This is a genomic window from Arthrobacter tecti (genome assembly GCF_054511355.1).
Genome location: NZ_JBTNCT010000014.1, coordinates 21,637 through 39,215, shown reverse-complemented (window position 1 = coordinate 39,215; position 17,579 = coordinate 21,637). Strand labels below are relative to the sequence as shown.

Annotated in this window: 18 protein-coding genes; 7 read left to right on the top strand and 11 right to left on the bottom strand. The window is 64.6% G+C overall.

All coding sequences use genetic code 11. From position 1 onward, the window contains the following. Positions 1-11: 11 nt before the first annotated feature. The 5 genes from ACX80C_RS14495 to ACX80C_RS14475 all read right to left on the bottom strand — a co-directional run bounded on the left by ACX80C_RS14495 (position 12) and on the right by ACX80C_RS14475 (position 4,634). The gene (locus tag ACX80C_RS14495) at positions 12-788 is read right to left on the bottom strand and encodes an ABC transporter ATP-binding protein (protein ID WP_459327156.1); all 777 of its coding nucleotides are present in this window, start codon (positions 786-788) and stop codon (positions 12-14) included. Then, a complete protein-coding gene (locus ACX80C_RS14490; RefSeq protein WP_459327220.1) occupies positions 785-1,759 on the bottom strand; it encodes an ABC transporter ATP-binding protein in 975 nt (324 codons plus the stop codon). Before ACX80C_RS14490 ends, ACX80C_RS14495 begins: the two co-directional genes overlap by 4 nt. Before the next feature lie 68 nt (positions 1,760-1,827). Further along, positions 1,828-2,811, bottom strand: a complete 984-nt coding sequence (locus ACX80C_RS14485; RefSeq protein ID WP_167991688.1) for a branched-chain amino acid ABC transporter permease — start codon at positions 2,809-2,811, stop codon at positions 1,828-1,830. A 10-nt stretch (positions 2,812-2,821) separates the two neighbouring features. Next, positions 2,822-4,078, bottom strand: coding sequence for a branched-chain amino acid ABC transporter permease (locus ACX80C_RS14480; RefSeq protein ID WP_459327155.1), 1,257 nt, complete (start codon positions 4,076-4,078; stop codon positions 2,822-2,824). 259 nt (positions 4,079-4,337) lie between these two features. After that, complete coding sequence (locus ACX80C_RS14475; RefSeq protein ID WP_459327154.1) at positions 4,338-4,634, bottom strand: GroES family chaperonin; 297 nt, start codon at positions 4,632-4,634, stop codon at positions 4,338-4,340. Positions 4,635-4,821: 187 nt separating this feature from the next. Between ACX80C_RS14475 and ACX80C_RS14470 the strand changes: the two genes are divergently transcribed. After that, positions 4,822-5,673: a Bax inhibitor-1/YccA family protein gene (locus ACX80C_RS14470; protein WP_459327219.1), complete on the top strand. Its 852-nt coding sequence runs from the start codon at positions 4,822-4,824 to the stop codon at positions 5,671-5,673. A 171-nt stretch (positions 5,674-5,844) separates the two neighbouring features. Here the strand turns inward: ACX80C_RS14470 and galK are convergent, their stop codons facing one another. Genes galK through ACX80C_RS14455 form a run of 3 tightly spaced genes read right to left on the bottom strand, consistent with a single transcriptional unit; the run spans position 5,845 to position 8,911 of the window. Then, positions 5,845-6,987 (bottom strand): galactokinase, encoded by a 1,143-nt coding sequence (gene galK, locus ACX80C_RS14465; RefSeq protein WP_459327153.1) that lies wholly within the window; start codon positions 6,985-6,987, stop codon positions 5,845-5,847. Beyond that, on the bottom strand, positions 6,984-8,120 hold the full coding sequence (galT, locus tag ACX80C_RS14460) for a galactose-1-phosphate uridylyltransferase (RefSeq protein WP_459327152.1): 1,137 nt from the start codon (positions 8,118-8,120) through the stop codon (positions 6,984-6,986). Before galT ends, galK begins: the two co-directional genes overlap by 4 nt. Next, positions 8,117-8,911: a DeoR/GlpR family DNA-binding transcription regulator gene (locus tag ACX80C_RS14455; protein WP_459327151.1), complete on the bottom strand. Its 795-nt coding sequence runs from the start codon at positions 8,909-8,911 to the stop codon at positions 8,117-8,119. Before ACX80C_RS14455 ends, galT begins: the two co-directional genes overlap by 4 nt. Before the next feature lie 117 nt (positions 8,912-9,028). On the opposite strand from ACX80C_RS14455, the gene ACX80C_RS14450 reads away from it, so the two are divergent. Genes ACX80C_RS14450 through ACX80C_RS14440 form a run of 3 tightly spaced genes read left to right on the top strand, consistent with a single transcriptional unit; the run spans position 9,029 to position 12,109 of the window. Beyond that, the gene (locus ACX80C_RS14450; RefSeq protein WP_459327150.1) at positions 9,029-10,261 is read left to right on the top strand and encodes an AI-2E family transporter; all 1,233 of its coding nucleotides are present in this window, start codon (positions 9,029-9,031) and stop codon (positions 10,259-10,261) included. 56 nt (positions 10,262-10,317) lie between these two features. Then, the gene (ilvA, locus tag ACX80C_RS14445; protein ID WP_459327218.1) at positions 10,318-11,514 is read left to right on the top strand and encodes a threonine ammonia-lyase; all 1,197 of its coding nucleotides are present in this window, start codon (positions 10,318-10,320) and stop codon (positions 11,512-11,514) included. Further along, positions 11,498-12,109 carry a rhomboid family intramembrane serine protease gene (locus ACX80C_RS14440; RefSeq protein ID WP_459327149.1) on the top strand — a complete coding sequence of 204 codons (612 nt, stop codon included), beginning with the start codon at positions 11,498-11,500 and terminating at the stop codon, positions 12,107-12,109. The genes ilvA and ACX80C_RS14440 overlap by 17 nt, the downstream gene beginning before the upstream one ends. On the opposite strand, the gene greA is transcribed toward ACX80C_RS14440, so the two are convergent. Then, positions 12,106-12,597, bottom strand: coding sequence for a transcription elongation factor GreA (gene greA, locus ACX80C_RS14435; protein ID WP_459327148.1), 492 nt, complete (start codon positions 12,595-12,597; stop codon positions 12,106-12,108). The two genes, ACX80C_RS14440 and greA, sit on opposite strands and share 4 nt — an antisense overlap. 218 nt (positions 12,598-12,815) lie before the next feature. Next, positions 12,816-13,256, bottom strand: coding sequence for a DUF4307 domain-containing protein (locus ACX80C_RS14430; protein WP_459327147.1), 441 nt, complete (start codon positions 13,254-13,256; stop codon positions 12,816-12,818). A gap of 119 nt (positions 13,257-13,375) precedes the next feature. Between ACX80C_RS14430 and mca the strand changes: the two genes are divergently transcribed. From mca to ACX80C_RS14415, 3 genes are all read left to right on the top strand, one after another. Then, entirely contained in the window at positions 13,376-14,278 is a 903-nt protein-coding gene (gene mca, locus ACX80C_RS14425) for a mycothiol conjugate amidase Mca (RefSeq protein WP_459327217.1), read from the top strand. Positions 14,279-14,342: 64 nt separating this feature from the next. After that, positions 14,343-14,687, top strand: a complete 345-nt coding sequence (locus ACX80C_RS14420) for a hypothetical protein (RefSeq protein ID WP_459327146.1) — start codon at positions 14,343-14,345, stop codon at positions 14,685-14,687. A 3-nt stretch (positions 14,688-14,690) separates the two neighbouring features. Beyond that, on the top strand, positions 14,691-16,778 hold the full coding sequence (locus ACX80C_RS14415; protein ID WP_459327145.1) for a thioredoxin domain-containing protein: 2,088 nt from the start codon (positions 14,691-14,693) through the stop codon (positions 16,776-16,778). On the opposite strand, the gene trhA is transcribed toward ACX80C_RS14415, so the two are convergent. Beyond that, entirely contained in the window at positions 16,775-17,530 is a 756-nt protein-coding gene (trhA, locus tag ACX80C_RS14410; RefSeq protein WP_459327144.1) for a PAQR family membrane homeostasis protein TrhA, read from the bottom strand. The genes ACX80C_RS14415 and trhA overlap by 4 nt on opposite strands. Positions 17,531-17,579: the final 49 nt, after the last annotated feature.

Below are 17,579 nucleotides of genomic sequence, written 5' to 3'. Positions count from 1 at the left end.
TGTAAGCCGTTCTAAGCGGTGTCTGCGAGGGTTCCGAGGTAAAGCTGGATGACCTTTGGATCCTTCATGAGCTCACGCCCGGTGCCCGTGTAGGCGTCCTTGCCCTGGTCCAGGACGTAGGCGCGGTCGCAGATCTGCAGGCACCGCCTGGCGTTCTGCTCCACCATGATGACCGAGACACCGGCACGGTTGATCTCGTGTACGCGCAGGAAGGATTCGTCCTGCTTCACGGGGGAGAGCCCGGCGGAGGGCTCGTCCAGCAGCAGCACAGCCGGTTCCATCATGAGCGCGCGGCCCATGGCAACCATCTGGCGCTCGCCGCCGGACAAGGATCCCGCGCGTTGTGCACGCCGCTTCCCGAGTTCGGGGAACAGGTCAGTGACGAATTCGAACCGCTTCTTGAAGTCCTTGGACCGCTGGTACATCCCCATCTCGAGGTTTTCCTCGATGGTGAGAGTGGCAAAGACGTTGTTGTTCTGCGGAACGAACCCCACACCACGGCTGACCAGCTTGTTGGCCTTCAGCCCGGTGATGTCCTGATCCCGGACCACCACGGTGCCGGAATGCACTTTCACCAGCCCGAACATGGCCTTGAGCAGCGTGGACTTGCCTGCGCCGTTGGGCCCGATGATGCCGATCAGTTCTCCCGATCGTGCCTCGATCGAGCAGCCATTGAGGATGTTCACACCGGGAAGATATCCGGCCACCAGGTCCGTGACCTTGACGACCGACTTTCCTGCCGGTTCCGCTGAGCCCGCCCCGCCTGGGGTTTCTGCTGCTTCGCTCATGACCGCTTCTCCTCCGTGCCGCGGTGTCCCGCTTCAGTGATCTTGGTGTGGTGGTGATCAAGGAGGCCCGCGTTGTCGGTTCCGATCACAGATTCCTTGTCATGGGAGAGTTCGACCTCCAGCATCTCGACGCCGTGAGAGTCGCCCAGGTCAACGTCGTGGTGGGCACCCAGGTAGGCGTCAATCACAGCCGGATCCTTCATGACGACGCCGGGAGTTCCCTCAGCCACCACGCGGCCTTCCGCCATGACAACCACCCAGTCGGCAACATGGCGGACCATGTGCATGTCGTGCTCCACGAAGAGGACCGTCATGCCCTCTGCCTTCAGGTTCTTGATGTGGTCAAGGAGCGACTGCGTGAGCGCAGGGTTCACTCCGGCCATTGGCTCGTCGAGCATGACCAGCCGCGGGCGGACCATCAGCGCACGGGCCATTTCGAGCAGCTTTCGCTGGCCGCCCGAGAGTGATGCCGCGTAGTCATCGGTTTTCGTGTCCAGCTTGAACTTCTTGAGCAGGACCTCCGCCTGCGCAGTGATCTCCTTCTCCCTGCCGCCCCACAAGCCCTTGAACAGTGCCCGTAGCAGGCTCTCCCCCGGCTGGTCCTTGGCGCCCAGCCGCATGTTCTCCATGACGGTGAGCTTGCCCATCACTTTGGTCAGCTGAAACGTGCGCACCATGCCAAGGCGCGCCACCTTATAGGGCGCTACGCCTGCGAGTGAGCGTCCGTCGAACTCCCACTCGCCACTCTGGGGTGTGTCGAACCCGGTCAGGAGATTGAAGAGCGTGGTTTTGCCCGCACCGTTCGGTCCGATGAGCGCCGTGATCTTGTTGCGCGGAATTTCGAGGTACTCGACGTCGACGGCGTTGATGCCGCCGAAGGTGCGAGTCACGTTCTTCGCGGTGACGATTGGGTCCCGCTTGCGGCACCCAGGGCCGGGTGTCTCGGCCGCGATGGGCCGTGCATCGGTCATATGGTCTACCGCCTCGGGCGAGGCTTCGCCTCGTTCCGGCGATTGTTGTTCCCTTGAAGCGTGTTCACTCATGCGAACGCCAACTCCTTCTTGTTTCCGAGCACGCCCTGCGGCCTGAAGATCATGAGCAGCATGAGCGCCACACCCACGAGGATGTAGCGGAGCTGTCCAGCCTGGACGTTGGTGAGGAATGTGATGGCGCCGATCTCAATGGCACCGAACAGGAGGCTCTGGGTCAGCGAGAGAACCACCCAGAAGATCATGGCGCCGAGGACCGGGCCAAGCACCGTGGCCATGCCGCCGAGCAGCAGGACCGTGTACAGGAAGAACGTCAGTTCGGTTGAATAGTTCGCGGGCTGCACGGCACCGCGGGGGAGCGTGAAGATCATCCCGGCGACGGTACCCATGAGACCGCCCAGAATCAGTGCCTGCATCTTGTAGGCGTACACGTTTTTCCCAAGTGAGCGGACGGCGTTCTCGTCCTCGCGGATGCCCTTCAGCACACGCCCCCAGGGGCTGCGCATGAGCAGCCAGACGGCCACGCATGCCAGCGCCACGATTGTCCAGCCGACAACCCGGATGAAGAAGCCGTCCTCGTTCATACCGACCGGGCCGATGTTGTAGTTCCCGTCCGGGAAGGGATTGAGCGCGAAGAACCCGTTCTCGAAACCGCCGGCAAGACCGTTCGCCGACCCCGTGACGTTGGTGAGTCCGTTCGTCGTAACGATATACCGCACAATTTCAGCGGCCGCGATCGTCACGATCGCCAGATAATCGGCGCGTAGCCGCAGCGTCGGAATACCCAGTACGACGGCGAAAATCACCGAAGCGAGCAACGCCACCAGCACTGCAACAGGCAGCGGAGCGTTGAACGTGAGGGTCGAGATGGCGTAACCGTACGCGCCCATGGCCATGAACCCTGCCTGGCCGAAGTTGAGCAGTCCGGTGTAACCGAAGTGAACGGCCAGGCCAAGTGCGGCGAGGGCATATGCCGCCGTCGTCGGACTGATCATCTCGCCGAAAGCGAGGGAAAAGATGTTAGCGAAATCCATGCTGGTGCCCCTAACCTACGCGCTCACGGCGGCCCAGGATTCCCTGGGGCCGGAAGAGAAGAACAAGAATCATGACGAGGAGAGCGCCGACGTACTTCAGGTCGGCTTCAAGCCAGATCGTGGAGATCTCCACGAAGAGCCCAACGATGATTGACCCGAGCAACGCACCGAAGACAGTACCAAGCCCACCGAGGACCACGCCTGCGAAGATCAGCAGCAGGATCTGCTGGCCCATATTGAAGGTCACGCCCGGGCGGTAGTAGGCCCACAGGATGCCGCCGAGGGCAGCCAAGGCCCCGCCGACTACCCAGACCAGGCGGATGACGCGGTCCACATCGATACCAGAGGCGGCCGCGAGCGCCGGGTTGTCCGCGACGGCGCGGGTGGCCTTGCCGACCCGGGTGCGCAGCAGCAGGAAGGCGATCAGGAGAATCACGACGAGGCTGGTGATGAGCGAGTTCAGGTTGTTCTGTGAGATGGACACCGGACCGAAGTCCAGGATGTTCCCCTGCGCGCCCGGGAGCTGCTGGGTCTGTCCGCCGAAGTTGAACTGGATGATGTAGCGCAGTGCCAGCGCCAGGCCGATGCTGACGATCATCATCGGCACAAGGCCCGTGCCCTTGCGCCGCAGCGGCTTCCAGAGCCCGGCATCCTGCACGAAGCCGAATGCGCCGCCGCCGATTACAGCGAGGATGATCGCGACGATCGCCGGGAGTCCGAGCGCCGCGAAGGCGAACGCCAGAACCGCACCCATGGTCACCATCTCGCCGTGGGCGAAGTTCGTGAGCCCCGTTGTGCCGAAAATCAGCGAGAGGCCGACGGCGCTCAGCGCGAGAAGTAGTCCGAAGCTCAGTCCGGCGACCGCACGGTCGGCCAGCACGCTCCAGAAGCTGGTGGTCTCCAGCACGATTCCCTCACCGAAGAGGAAGAGGGTGGTGATGTTGGTGGTGCCCGAGAACGTGACGGTGCGGGGATTCTCCTGGCCTTCGGCCAGCTGTGCGCCTTCCGGGAGAGTGGACTCATCGAGCTCCACTTCATAGGCGCCCTGTTCGGGGACCTCGATGACCCAGCGTCCGCTCTCGTCCGAGGTGGCTTCGCCTTCGAAGCTCTCGCCCGTAGCGGTTATTTGAACGCCTTCGAGCGGGCCTTCAGCGTTCCGAAGTACGCCGCTGATCCGGTTTTCGAACTCACCCGCCTGGATGGAGGCTGGGGTGCCTGGACTGCTTCCCGATGGATGGGGGAAAGCCCCGGCCGCAGGTGCGCTCATGAATAAAGCGGCCAGGAGGCCGGCTGCCAGGAGCAGGAGTCTCCTGCGCCATGCCGTCGTCGGCTTGGTTATCAAGTTATGAACCTCCACGATGGTGGCTTGTCCGTCGAGGTACGACGGCCCTAAAGCCTGTGATCGAAGTCACTCAGTGTGGAGAACATGTTACCCGTGCGGGGTTACCGCAAATCGCCAAACCGGGGCATCCAGATAGCGATTGGATAACAACTGTGCAGGTTGGGAAACCCGGGCGGACGTTCGCCTAGAGATAGAGCCCGGTGCCGGCGTCGTCGGGCTCCGGCTGCGCGACGGCATGGACATCGCGTTCGCGCAGAAGGATGTAGTCGGTGCCGCCGACATCGACCTCGGATTTGTCCTCGGGATCGAACAGAATGCGGTCGCCCCGCGAGACCTGGCGGACGCTCGGACCGGCCGCGGCGACGTCGGCCCAGGCGAGGCGCTTTCCCATTACCGCGGTCGCTGGGATCACAATGCCCGACGACGACCGCCGCTCGCTGCCGTCCTTGTCCAGGACCACCAGGAGTCGGTCGTGAAGCATTTTCAGTGGCAGGGCGTCGGGCATGGAGGCTCTCGTTGTCGAAGGGATTGGGGTTTTCCGTACCCGGTTAGTCTACCGTTTGGCCTTGTTGGCCCGTCCTCCACAGGTGAGGAACAAAAGGCGCCCGAAACCGTTGATATTGGTAGGGTTGAAACATCTCAGCCCCCAGATGGAGGACTACATCACCATGGCACTCGGCGGTAACCCGGTTTTCAACGGTAAGAACTTCCGTACCGCTGCCCGCGGCAACAATCCGGCAGCATACGGTTCAACAGCATTGGCCGGCCAGTCGGCAATGAACCAGCAGCAGCTGGAGAACCTCTACAACCAGCCCTCGGCGGGTCCTGCCGAAACGGGGCGGATGACTTTCGACGACGTGATCGTCAAGACCATCGCCACTATCGGCATGGTTCTGATTGGCGCGGCTGTACCGGCGTTCCTGCTGCCGGGCCTTCTGTTGCCTCTGATGGTCATCGGCCTGATCGGTGGATTCGTTCTCGGTTTGGTGAACATCTTCAAGCGTGAGCCTGTGCCTGCGCTCATCCTCGCCTATGGCTTCTTTGAAGGCATGTTCCTGGGTGGGCTGACTCTCATTCTGGAGATGCAGTTCCCGAACATCGCACTGCAGGCACTGCTCGGCACGCTGTCGGTATTCGCGGTGACGCTGCTGCTCTTCAAGAGCGGCAAGGTGCGCGCCACGCCCAAGGCCATGAAGATCTTCATGATCGCAATGGTTGGGTACGCGTTGTTCAGCCTGGTGAACCTTGGCCTGATCCTCTTTGGAGTGACTGACGACCCCTGGGGACTGCGTTCCGAGGTGGTCATCTTCGGCATTCCGCTCGGAGTCTTGATTGGTGTTCTTGCAATCGGCCTCGCTGCCTTCTCCTTGGTCATCGACTTCACCATGATCAGCGACGGCGTCAAGAATGGTGCACCGCGGAAATACTCCTGGACCGCAGCGTTCGGTCTGACCATGACTTTGATCTGGCTCTACATCGAGTTCCTTCGCATTATCGCTATCCTGCGCGGCAGCGAGTAAGCAGAACGCTAGAACAAACACGTGAGGCCCCGGGCGAACTGACCAGTTCAGAACCGCCGGGGGCCTTTCGTTTGCCTTCGAGGACCATCGACTCTTCAATAGGTGACTCTTTGAGCGCTCAAAGAGTCACCTATTGAGGAGTCGACCCGGGCGGGCTGGGCGCCCAGGCTTTTACGAGACGCGGCCAGCGCCGTCCGCGGGAGAGACCGCGAAGACCACGGGCGGGGTGTTGCCCGCTGCCGCGAACGCTTCCATGACGGCGGCGCGCACCCGATCGATGTCCTCCACCGGGGTCAGCGCTATCGCAGAACCGCCGAAGCCGCCGCCCGTCATGCGGGCTCCAAGAGCTCCGGCCTCCCGGGATGACTCGACGGCGAGGTCGAGCTCCGCGCAGGAAATCTCGAAGTCATCGCGCATGGAGACGTGGCTCGCATCCAGTAGCGGGCCGATCGCGCGCGGTCCCTCCGAGCGAAGGAGCTCCACAGTTTCCTGCACCCGGGCGTTCTCGGTGACGATGTGGCGAACGCGGCGGAAAGTCTCCTCGTCGAGCAGGCCCGAAGCCTCCGCAAGGTCACCTTCGCCGAGGTCACGCAGCGCAGCTACCCCCATGACGTCGGCGCCCACCTCGCAGGAGCGCCGTCGCGCCGCATAACCGCCGGTTGCGTGCGAGTGGCTCACGCGCGTATCGATCACCAGCAGTGCCAGGCCCTCTTCCTGCAGCGGGAAGGGAACCAGCTCTGCATGCTGCGAACGGCAGTCCAGGAACACGGCGTGCCCGTGCTTTCCCAGCAGTGACGCTGACTGGTCCATGACGCCGGTCGGTGCGCCGACCATCTCATTTTCAGCGCGTTGGCCGATCAGCGCCAGCTCTGACCCGCTGAGCCCCAGGCCGAAAAGTTCATTGGCGGCAACAGCGACGGCACACTCGATTGCGGCCGAGGAGGAGAGCCCCGCGCCGACGGGGACCTGCGAATCAATCAGCAGGTCCATGCCCTGAATCTCCTGACCGGCCTCCCGCAGCGCCCACAGGACGCCGACCGGGTATGCGGCCCAACCTTCAACGCCGCCGGCCGTCAAGCCGTCCAGCTCGCTGATCACCTGCTCGCTCTTGCGGGAGAACGTGGAGCTGACCCGGACGGTCGCGTCATTCCGCACCGAGGCCGCAACCTGCGTGGACCGGTCAATCGCGAACGGGAGCACGAAGCCCTCGTTGTAGTCGGTGTGCTCGCCGATCACGTTCACCCGCCCGGGCGCTGCCCAGACGCCGGCCGGAGGATGCCCGAAACGGCCCTCGAACTGCTGCGTAAGTGTCACTGTGCTTCCTTCCCTGCAGGGGTAACGGCGCGCAGGGTGGCTGCGACCTTCTCGGGGGTGGTGTCATTGATGAAAGCGCCCATCGCGGCCTCGGAACCGGCCAGGAACTTCAGCTTGTCCTCGGCCCGGCGGGGCGAGGTGAGCTGCAGGTGAAGATAGCCGGATTCCCTGAGTTCAGGCACCAACGGGGCCTGATGCCAGGCTGAGATGTACGGAGTGGGGGTGCTGTAGATCCCGTCGACGCGGGCCAGCAGATCCAGGTAGAGGGTAGTGAGTTCATCCCGTTCCTGGTCAGACAACGCTGCGAGGTCCGGCACATGGCGGTGAGGCACAAGATGGACTTCCAGCGGCCAGCGGGCAGCGAACGGGACGTAGGCGCTGAAGTGTTCTCCTTCGAGGACCATACGTTCGCCGGAGTTCCGCTCTGCTTTCAGCACTGAACCCATCAGTGTCCCGCGGCCGTCGACGGCATCGAAATAGCGGCGGGCGGCCTGTCCCATCAGCGCAGCCCGCGGGGGAACGAAGGGGTACGCATAGATCTGCCCGTGTGGATGCAGAAGGGTCACGCCGATGTCCTCGCCGCGGTTCTCGAACGGGAAAACCTGCCGGATTCCCTCCATCGCTGAGAGCGCCTCGGTCCGCTGCGCCCACGCGTCGATGACCGTGCGTGCCCGCTCGGGCGGCAGCGATCCGAAGGAGCCCTCGTGGGATGAATCGAAAGCAACCACTTCGCACCGACCATAGGCCGGCGTCGTCGTACCCCAGCCGGTGCTGCCGGCCTCGGGGCCGGGCAGGGTGCCGAGATCGGGACCGAACGATGAGAAGCGGTTCTCGAACACGACCACTTCGTAGTCTCCGGCAGGAATCTCCGACAGGTTGACCGACGACGACGGACACAGGGGACATTGATTGGCCGGCGGCAGGTGGGTGCGCGTCTGTCGATGCGCGGCTACCGCAGTCCACTCACCGGTGAGGGGGTCGTACCGCACGTCGCCCGTCCCGCCGCGCGGCGGGAGGCCGCGACGGTCAGCCACGGCGGCGGCGTCACGATGCGCCGCGGCCGCTTCCGGGGAAGCATCAAAGTAAATCAGCTCGCGGCCGTCGGACAGGCGCGTGGGCGTTATCTGGGTCATGGGGTGTCCTGGAGTATCTGCGTGGAGGGGCTGGAGTAGGAATCAGGCGTGATGACGGTGGTCTGTGCGGCATAGCGGGAGTCGCCGGGCGGCTGGTCTGTGACGATGCAGTTCACCGCGGCGAGACCGGCCACCCGGGCGAGGCTGACCGTACCGAACTTGGTGGAATCGGCGAGGATGACCAGCCGTCCGCACTGTTCGGCGAACGCGCGGTTGGTGTCCGCTTCGGCAAGGTTTGGCGTGGTGATCCCGGCGTCTGCATCGACGCCATGGGAACCCATGAAGCACAGATCCACGTTGAAGGAGCGCACGGTGGAGGTGGCGATGGGACCGACGAGCGCCTCTGAGGGTGAGCGTTCGCCGCCCGTGAGCAGCACAGTGATGCCCGAAGCTGCACTCCGGTGCAGCTTTTCGGCAGCAGGAAGGGAGTTGGTGATGATGGTCAGCGGTCCTGTGAGGTGTTCGACCAGACGGTAGGTGGTGGTACCGCCGGTCAGCGCTATGGTCATGCCGGGCTCCACGAGCTCAGCGGCCGCCGAGGCGATGGCTTCCTTCGCCTCTGTGTGTTGGTCGGCATTGACGCCGAAACCGGGCTCCAACGTGCTTAGCGTTGCACGGGATACGGCGCCGCCGTGGACCTTCCGCAGGGTTCCCGCCGCATCGAGGCTGTCGATGTCCCGCCGGATAGTCATTTCGGAAACGCCCAGGGCCACGGCAACTTCGCTCACCCGGACCGTGCGCTGCACGCGCAGTGTGTCCAGAATCGCGGCATGGCGGTCAGCGGCGAGCATGGTCTCTCCAGGGAACGATAACGGGCTAAACAAAATAACACTATATCTAACAAATTCAAACATGGGGTGGGACGTCACGGCAACTGCATCCGCGCTTGGTTGTGAAAAGATTGATTCATGACGCGTCCATCGCGGCGGAAAACGCACCAGGCCTTCCAGAACGCCTTTGCCGCGCCCGCGGGGCGGTCGGCCGGTGAAGACGTGCCCTACGCACTGCGGGTGAGCGCGGCCTGGTCATGGCGGGTGGGCCTGGTCATCGTGGTCTCCGGTGTGCTCATCTGGCTTCTGAGCCACATCTCCCTGCTGGTCATCCCGCTGATGGTTGCGGGCCTGCTCTCCAGCCTGCTCACCCCGCTGGTCACCTTCCTCCGCCGCCACCGGTTCCCGAACGGAGTTGCCGTTGCGGCCACGGTCATCAGCTTCCTCCTTGTGGTCGGCGGAACGCTCTCCCTCGTCGGCCAACAGCTTGCCGTGGGGTTCGCAGACCTCTGGGATGAGGCGCTGGCAGGCATCCAGCAAATCCAGGACTGGCTTTCGGACGGTCCTTTGCACCTCACCTCGGCGCAGATCGACAACTTCATTGACGAGGCAGCGATCGCCGTAGAGAACAACAGCGGCGTGATCGTCAGTGGTGCGCTGTCCTTCGGCAGCAGTGCGGGGTACTTCCTCGCGGGCCTGCTGCTCACCGTGTTCGCGCTGATCTTTTTCCTGCTCGACGGCGAGCGCATCTGGCGCTTCACCGCCGGCCTGGCACCCCGGCGCGCCCGGGCGGCCGTGGCAGGGGCCGGACAACGTGGCTGGACCTCCATGGCCAACTATGTGCGCGTCCAGATCCTGGTGGCCTTCATCGACGCCGTCGGCATCGGTCTCGGCGCCGCAATCATCGGTGTGCCGCTGGTCCTTCCGCTGACTGTCCTGGTGTTCCTTGGATCCTTCATACCGATTATCGGGGCCCTATTTACAGGCCTGGTCGCCGTCCTTCTGGCGCTGGTTGCCAACGGCTGGGTAAATGCACTGGTGATGCTCGCCATCGTCCTGCTGGTCCAGCAGGTCGAGGGGCATATCCTCCAGCCGTTCGTGATGGGTAGGGCGGTATCCCTGCACCCGCTGGCGGTTGTACTGGCGGTCGCAGGCGGCTCGCTGCTTGCCGGAATACCCGGGGCGTTGTTCTCCGTGCCGGTCCTTGCCATCCTGAACACGGTGGTCCGCTACATTGCTGCGCGCTCCTGGGAAACCGATCCCGCACTTGGCGCTCCGGCGCCCCGTCATCCAGAGCCCGGGACGGCGCTCGCGCCGACGACAGGTGAACTCACCGAACCGGACCCCTCCACGAAAGAAGCCTCCACGTGAGAACTGACCTCGCCCAATTGGCAGTAACCCTCGAGGACGTCCTCGCAGCGCAGAAGATGCTCGAGGGGGTCATTGCGTACACGCCCATCGAGGATTCCCGGGCCTTGGGGAGGCTGACCGGATCGAAGGTCTCCCTCAAGTGCGAGAACCTGCAGCGTGCCGGATCCTTCAAAGTGCGTGGCGCCTACGTCCGGATGGCACGCTTTACCGCCGAGGAGCGGGCTCACGGGGTTGTCGCGGCGTCGGCAGGAAACCACGCCCAGGGTGTCGCCGTTGCGGCAAGCAGGCTGGGCATTCAAGCCCGGATCTACATGCCGCTGGGAGTTGCCCTGCCGAAGCTCGCGGCAACCCGGGGCCACGGTGCCGAGGTTGTGCTGCACGGCCACAACGTCGATGAGGCTTTGACGGAAGCCCAGCGCTACGCGGACGAGACCGGTGCGGTGTTTGTCCACCCGTTCGACAACGTGGACGTTGTGGCAGGCCAGGGCACCATTGGCCTGGAGATCCTCGAGCAGGTACCTGACGTGGACACCATCCTGATGGGCGTGGGCGGTGGAGGACTGCTGGCCGGAGTGGCTGTGGCTGTGAAGGCGCGCGCCCGGGAGCTCGGCCGGGAGATCCGGATCATCGGAGTCCAGGCTGAGAACGCCGCAGCTTACCCGCCTTCACTGGCGGCGGATGCGCTGGTGCCGCTGAAGAAGGTTTCCACGATCGCGGACGGCATCGCCGTGGGCCGTCCAGGGCAACTTCCCTTCTCGATCATCAAGGAGCTGGTCGACGACGTCGTCACAGTCAGCGAGGATTCCCTCGCACGTGCGCTGATCTTCCTGCTTGAACGCTCCAAGATGGTGGTTGAACCTGCTGGAGCGGTGGGCGTCGCGGCGCTCCTGGACGGCAAGTTGACTGAGAACGGGGCCAACCCCGGGAACACCGCCGTCGTACTATCGGGTGGAAATATCGACCCGATGCTGATGCTGAAGGTGATCCAACGCGGCCTCGCCGCCGCGGGACGGTTCATGGTGGTGCGGATGCTGCTCGATGACCGCCCGGGCTCGCTGGCGACCATTTCGCGAATCATCGCCGAATCGGATGCCAACGTGACGGGCGTGGACCACACCCGGGTGGGCGGCTCGATCAGCATGGGTGACGTAGCGATCACCATCAATATGGAAACCAAGGGTGAGGAGCACTGCGAATTGGTTCTGAACAACCTTCGGGCGGAAGGTTTCCAGCCCGTTGTCATCCAGGGCTGACGTGCTGGCGAAACGGGCACGCAGCGGCCTGGCGACCGTCGCCGTTCTCGCCGGTCTGATGTGGGCGGTGCAGCTGCTCAACGTCCTGACGGGTTTCTTCCTGATCCGCCTGCTGGGTATTGAGCCCCGCGAACTGGACGGCCTGGACGGCGTGATCTTCGCACCGCTGCTGCACGCAGATTTCGGGCACCTTTTCAGCAACACGCTGCCGCTGGTGGTCCTGGGTTTCCTTGCCTTCCTCGAAGGCGCCAAGCGATTTGCCATCGCCCTCGGAGCCAGCTGGCTGGCCTCTGGACTCGGGGTGTGGATCTTCGGCGGAGGGCTGACCATCGGCGCATCAGGCGTGGTGTTCGGTCTGTTTGCCTACCTCCTGGTGCGGGGGTTCTACAACCGGGACTTCAAGCAGGTACTGCTCGCCGTCGTCCTCTTCCTGGTGTACGGCTCGCTTCTGTGGGGCATCCTCCCGCAGTTCGGCTCGAACATCTCATGGCAGGCTCACCTCTTCGGTGCGCTGGGAGGCGTGCTGGCAGCCCTGATACTGAAACGGCGGCCCGCCCCGTCTGGAGCAAGCCGCCGTAACGCCGTCAATCCCTAGCCCGCGTAGGGCTTTGCGGAGAGAATCTCCACCGTGATGTCCTTGCCGTTGGGAGCGGTGTAGGTGACTTTGTCTCCGGCCTTGTGGCCCTGGATCGCCGCACCGAGCGGGGACCTCTCGCTGTAGACGTTGATGTCCGTGTCCCCGGCCACCTCGCGGCTGCCAAGGAGGAATGTCTCCTTGTCCCCGGCGATCTTTGCTTCCACCAGCATTCCCGGCTCGACGATGCCGTTGTCCGCCGGTGCTTCGCCGACGTGGGCGTTGTTCAGCAGTTCGGTGAGCTGGCGGATGCGGGCCTCGGCCTTGCCCTGCTCTTCCTTGGCCGCGTGGTAGCCGCCGTTCTCCTTCAGATCGCCCTCGGAGCGGGCCTGCTCAATGCGGGCGACGATTTCGGTGCGGCCTGGACCGGACAGGTGTTCCAGCTCAGCCTTGAGGCGGTCGTAGGACTCCTGCGTGAGCCATGCGACGGATGCGCTGTTGGTGGACACGGTATCTCCTTAGGTACGTCGAAGCCCATGGCGGGTTCGGCTGGGAACTTTGCCTGCGGTTGCACGCACACTGTGCGAAGCATCTACAAGCAAAGACCCCGCCTGCGTAGGGGCCTCTTCCTGGAGGGCCACCGACTAGGGCGGGGCGGAACGTATCAGTCCATTATAGTCAGCACGCTTTGATAACCCAACAATGGTGCGGTTGGAGCGAGTCTGCGTCAGGAACCCCGCACAATCCAACAGGCATTAACGCCGCCGCTCACGCCGTCCGACTCGGTGCGTATATCAACGCTGTGCGAGGTGGTCCGGCCGTCGTTGAAGCCCTGCCCGGACCCGACGGGAGGTATGTCCACAATTTTCCAGCCCACAATCGCGTAGGACTCGTTGAGCACCTGCACCGCGCACTGCGCAGCGGCTTCCGGGTCCTTGGTGACTTCGAAGTCCACCCGTGCAATGCCGGATCCATCGATTTTGAACCCGACATCCTTCGATGACACGGCGGGTGTGCCGACGGACAGACTGAAAAGGGCGGTACCGACGACGGCGATCCCCAGAAACACCCAGAGCAGCCATCGGCGTGATCCAGACCGCAGGCGCGCAGGCTTGGGAGCACCGTAGCGATTGGCTACTCTTGGTACTGGCGCGTGGTCGGTGCTCATCACCTCGATTTTACCGCCTCAGCCTTCCACCCCTGACCGGGGCATCCGATCCCGGGTCAGACCAGTGCAGATTCAGGAGCATTCCAGTGCCCAGCCCCGAGTACCCTTCCGACACTTCAGTGTCCGGCGCAGCCCGCAACGGAGGCTTCCGCCTGCTGGCGGTGCATGCCCACCCGGATGATGAGTCGAGCAAAGGCGCCGCTACGATGGCCAGCTACGCAGCTGCCGGAGTCCAGGTCCTGGTTGCCACATGCACCGGCGGCGAACGAGGCGACATCCTCAATTCGCAGGTGGCCGGAGATCCCCACGCCAGCCGTGACCTCGGCGGGTTGCGGAGGCTGGAAATGGCGGCGGCGGCCAGTGCGCTGGGCGTTGAACAGCGTTGGCTCGGCTTCGCCGATTCGGGATTGCCTGAAGGTGATCCCCTGCCTCCGCTGCCCTTCGGGTGCTTTGCTCTCCAGCCGCTCGAACGCGCCGCGGCACCGCTGGTGAAGCTGGTCCGCGAGTTCCGGCCGCACGTCATCCTGAGCTATGACGAGAACGGCGGCTACCCGCACCCGGACCACATCATGGCGCACAAGGTAGCCGTCGAAGCGTATGAGGCCTCGGGGGACCCCTCCCGCTACGCGGGCCTGGGCGAACCGTGGTCGCCGTCGAAGCTTTACTATGACCGTGCATTCAACCCGGAGCGGTTCCGTGCACTCCATTTCGCACTGGAGGAGGCGGGTCTGCAATCGCCGTATGCGGAGCGCATTGCGGCGTGGCTGGAAGCCGACGCCGAGGGGCACCAACCTGCCCGTCCCACCCATGCCACCACCACGCAGATCGACTGCGGCGACTTCTTCGAACACCGGGAGCGCGCACTTCTTGCCCACCGCACCCAGGTGGACCCCGGCGGCTTCTTTTTTGCTGTTTCCGCCGACCTGCAGCGGAAGGTCTGGCCCTGGGAGGATTACTCGCTGATCCATTCCCGTGTGCCCCAGGACCTCCCCGAAACTGACTTTTTCGCGGGCATAGAATAGTCCTGCGGCCTTTTCCCGTTTCTGCCCCTTACCGCCGCGAACCTGTCGAAAGTGGTGCCCTGGAGTGTTCTCCCTGCTCAACCTGGCCGCAACCGTAACCCCCACGCCGGGTGAGGAAGGATCATTGCGGCCGGGCCTTGACCCCGCCCAGGTAACACCGGGCCTGTTGGGTTTCCTTGCAACGCTCTTCCTCGTGGTGGCCGTCATCTTCCTGATCCGTGACATGGTGAAGCGGATCCGCCGGGTGCGCTACAAGGCCATGGCCGAGGAGGAGGCGCAGGCGCAGCTCGAGCGGCCCGCGGACGGTCCTACCGCGGAGGCCGGGCTGCCGGTTTCTCATCCGGAGGACCCCGACGGCAAGCCGCAGCGTCACGCACCAGGCGGCAAATACGGCCCCGACGCTCCGTGACCCATGGCTGAGCGGCTACGCACCGAAGCTTCGGCCTATCTCCGGCAGCATGCGGAGAACCCGGTGGACTGGTGGCCGTTCAGCGATGAAGCGTTCAACGAGGCGCGGCGCCGGGACGTCCCCGTTTTCATCTCGGTTGGCTATGCCGCCTGCCACTGGTGCCACGTCATGGCGCACGAGTCGTTCGAGGACGCAGCGGTTGCCGGCTACCTGAACCGGCACTTCGTCTCCATCAAGGTTGACCGTGAGGAACGCCCCGACGTCGACGCCGTCTACATGGCAGCGACGCAAACCATGACGGGCCAGGGCGGCTGGCCAATGAGCGTCTTCACTCTCCCGGACGGGCGGGCCTTCTTCGCAGGCACCTATTTCCCGCCGTCACCGATTCGAGGGGCTCCGTCTTTCCGCCAGGTGCTCGAGGCGGTGCAGGACGCGTGGACCCATCGCCGCACGGAAGTCGAACAGAGCGCCGATCAACTGGCAGGCAGCCTGGGGGAGGCACAGCGCCGCAGCGCGGGCTTGCTCCTTCCCCGGAACAACGACGACGGCGCCTCCCCGCTCGAGGACGCACTTCCGGCCGCGGTGGCCGGACTGGCAGCGCAGGAGGACCCCGTTCATGGCGGGTTCGGCGACGCGCCCAAGTTCCCGCCGTCGTCGTCGCTTGCCTTCCTGCTGGCAAGGGCCCGGTCCGATGACCCCGGGGGCCAAGCGGCGGCGCTGGCCGCCCGCACGCTTGAAGCCATGGCAGGCTCGGGAATGCACGACCTGCTGGGCGGGGGATTCGCCCGCTACGCAGTGGACGCCGCCTGGGCTGTGCCGCACTTCGAGAAGATGCTCTACGACAACGCGCAGCTGATCCGCGTCTACGCGCGCTGGGCCGTGCAGGCGGACAGCCCGGAGAGCAAACGGCTGGCTGAACGGGTTGCGCGCGGCGCAGCAGGCTGGCTGGAACGGGAATTGGCAGTCGACGGGGGAGCCTTCGCCTCATCACTGGACGCCGACACGGTGATCGACGGCGCGCGGGTGGAGGGCGGTACATACACCTGGACCCGGGACCAGCTTCGGAAAATCCTCGGCAACCGCGCGGAAGCGGTGCTGGACCTGTTCGATGTGCGGGCGGGCAGCGTTGAGAGCGGAGCCTTCACGCTGCACGCGGGGCGGAGCTGGAGCACGGCGGAATGGACGCTCTGGGACGAGGTGGCCCCCAGTCTCCTGAGCGCACGAAACGAAAGACCGCAACCTGCCAGGGACGAAAAAGTGGTGGCGGGCTGGAACGGACTGGCGGTCGGCAGCCTCGCCGAAGCCGGCGCCCTGCTGGAGGATCCGGCCCTGCTCGCGATGGCTGAGCGGGCGGCAGCGTACCTGCTGGAGGTGCACTGGGACGGTACACAATTGCGCAGGGTTTCCCACCGGGGGCGGGCAGTGGGGATCGACGGGCTGCTCGAGGACTACGCCGGCGTGGTCGACGGTCTCCAGGCCCTGTACGCCGCCACGGGGGACCTGCGGTGGTACCAGGCGTCGGAGCAGCTCCTCGAGAGGGCCCTGTGCATCTTCGTACGGCCGGACGGGACAGTCGTTGACGCAGGTACGCTGGCCCGTCCGCTCCTCGCTGCACAGGCGGCCCAGCAGGCGGCGGATCCGTTCGATAACGCCGCGCCGTCGGGCATCGCGCTGCTGGCAGGAGCACTGGTGACCTCCGCTGCCTACAACGGCTCAGCCGAGCGGCGCGGGCTGGCCGAGAAGCTCCTGGCCCATGTGTCCGCGCTGGCTTCCCGCGCGCCGCGGGCGATCGGGTGGGCACTCGCTGTTGCGCAGGCTGCGGTCAACGGGCCGCAGGAAGTCGCCGTCGTCGGGCCTCCCGGTTCCGCCCGTGAGCGGCTGGCGGCTACCGCACGACGGCGGGGCAAGGCCGGGATTGCGCTCGCAGTGGGCGAGGGGAACGAGTCAGCCGTGCCGCTGCTGACCGGGCGAAGAACAGCGGACGACGGCGGACCGCTCGCCTATGTCTGTGAGGCGATGGTGTGCAGGCGCCCTGTGTCGGAACCCGAGGAACTTGCCGCGCTGTTGGGACGCCCCTCCGGTGAGCCTTAGAAGTAGACCGGGTCCAGGACGGCGATCATGATCGCAATGAAGTGCGCGGTGAACGCCGCGACGGTGAACGCGTGGAAGAGCTCGTGGAACCCGAACCACTCGGGGCTGGGGTTGGGACGCTTGAGGCCGTACACCACCGCACCGGCGATGTAGAGAGCGCCGCCAACGCAGATCAGCACGGTGGCGGGCACACTGGCCGCCAGGAAATCAGGCAGGAACAACAGGGCGGCCAGGCCGAGCGCAACGTAGATGGGTACATAGAGCCAGCGGGGTGCGTTGACCCACAGCACCCTGAAAAGTACTCCTGCAATGGCGCCGCACCAGATGAGCCACAACAGGAGAACGGCTGTGTTCCGCTCCAGCAGCGCCCAGGACAACGGGGTGTAGCTGCCGGCAATGACCAGCATGATGTTGGTGTGGTCAAGGCGCTTGAGTACCACTTTTGTGGGCGGCTGCCAGTTTCCGCGGTGATAGACGGCGCTCACTCCGAAAAGCAGGACGCCGGTGAAGGCGTAGATGGCGGAGGTGATTTTTCCCGCCGTGGTCGGAGCGATGCTGATGAGGACAATGCCTGCCGCCACAGCCAGCGGGGTAGCGCCGGCGTGGATCCAGCCGCGCCATTTGGGCTTGATGTTCAGGGCGTCGGCTACCCGGTCTACAGCCGATTCCACGGGGCCCTGCGTCGGCGCCGATTCGTCGCCGTCAGGGGGAGGAACTGATGCACCGGGCGGAGGGGAAACGCTTCGGCTCATGGGCGCCATCCTAACTTACGGGAGCGTAAGTTACTAATGAGTAACAAGG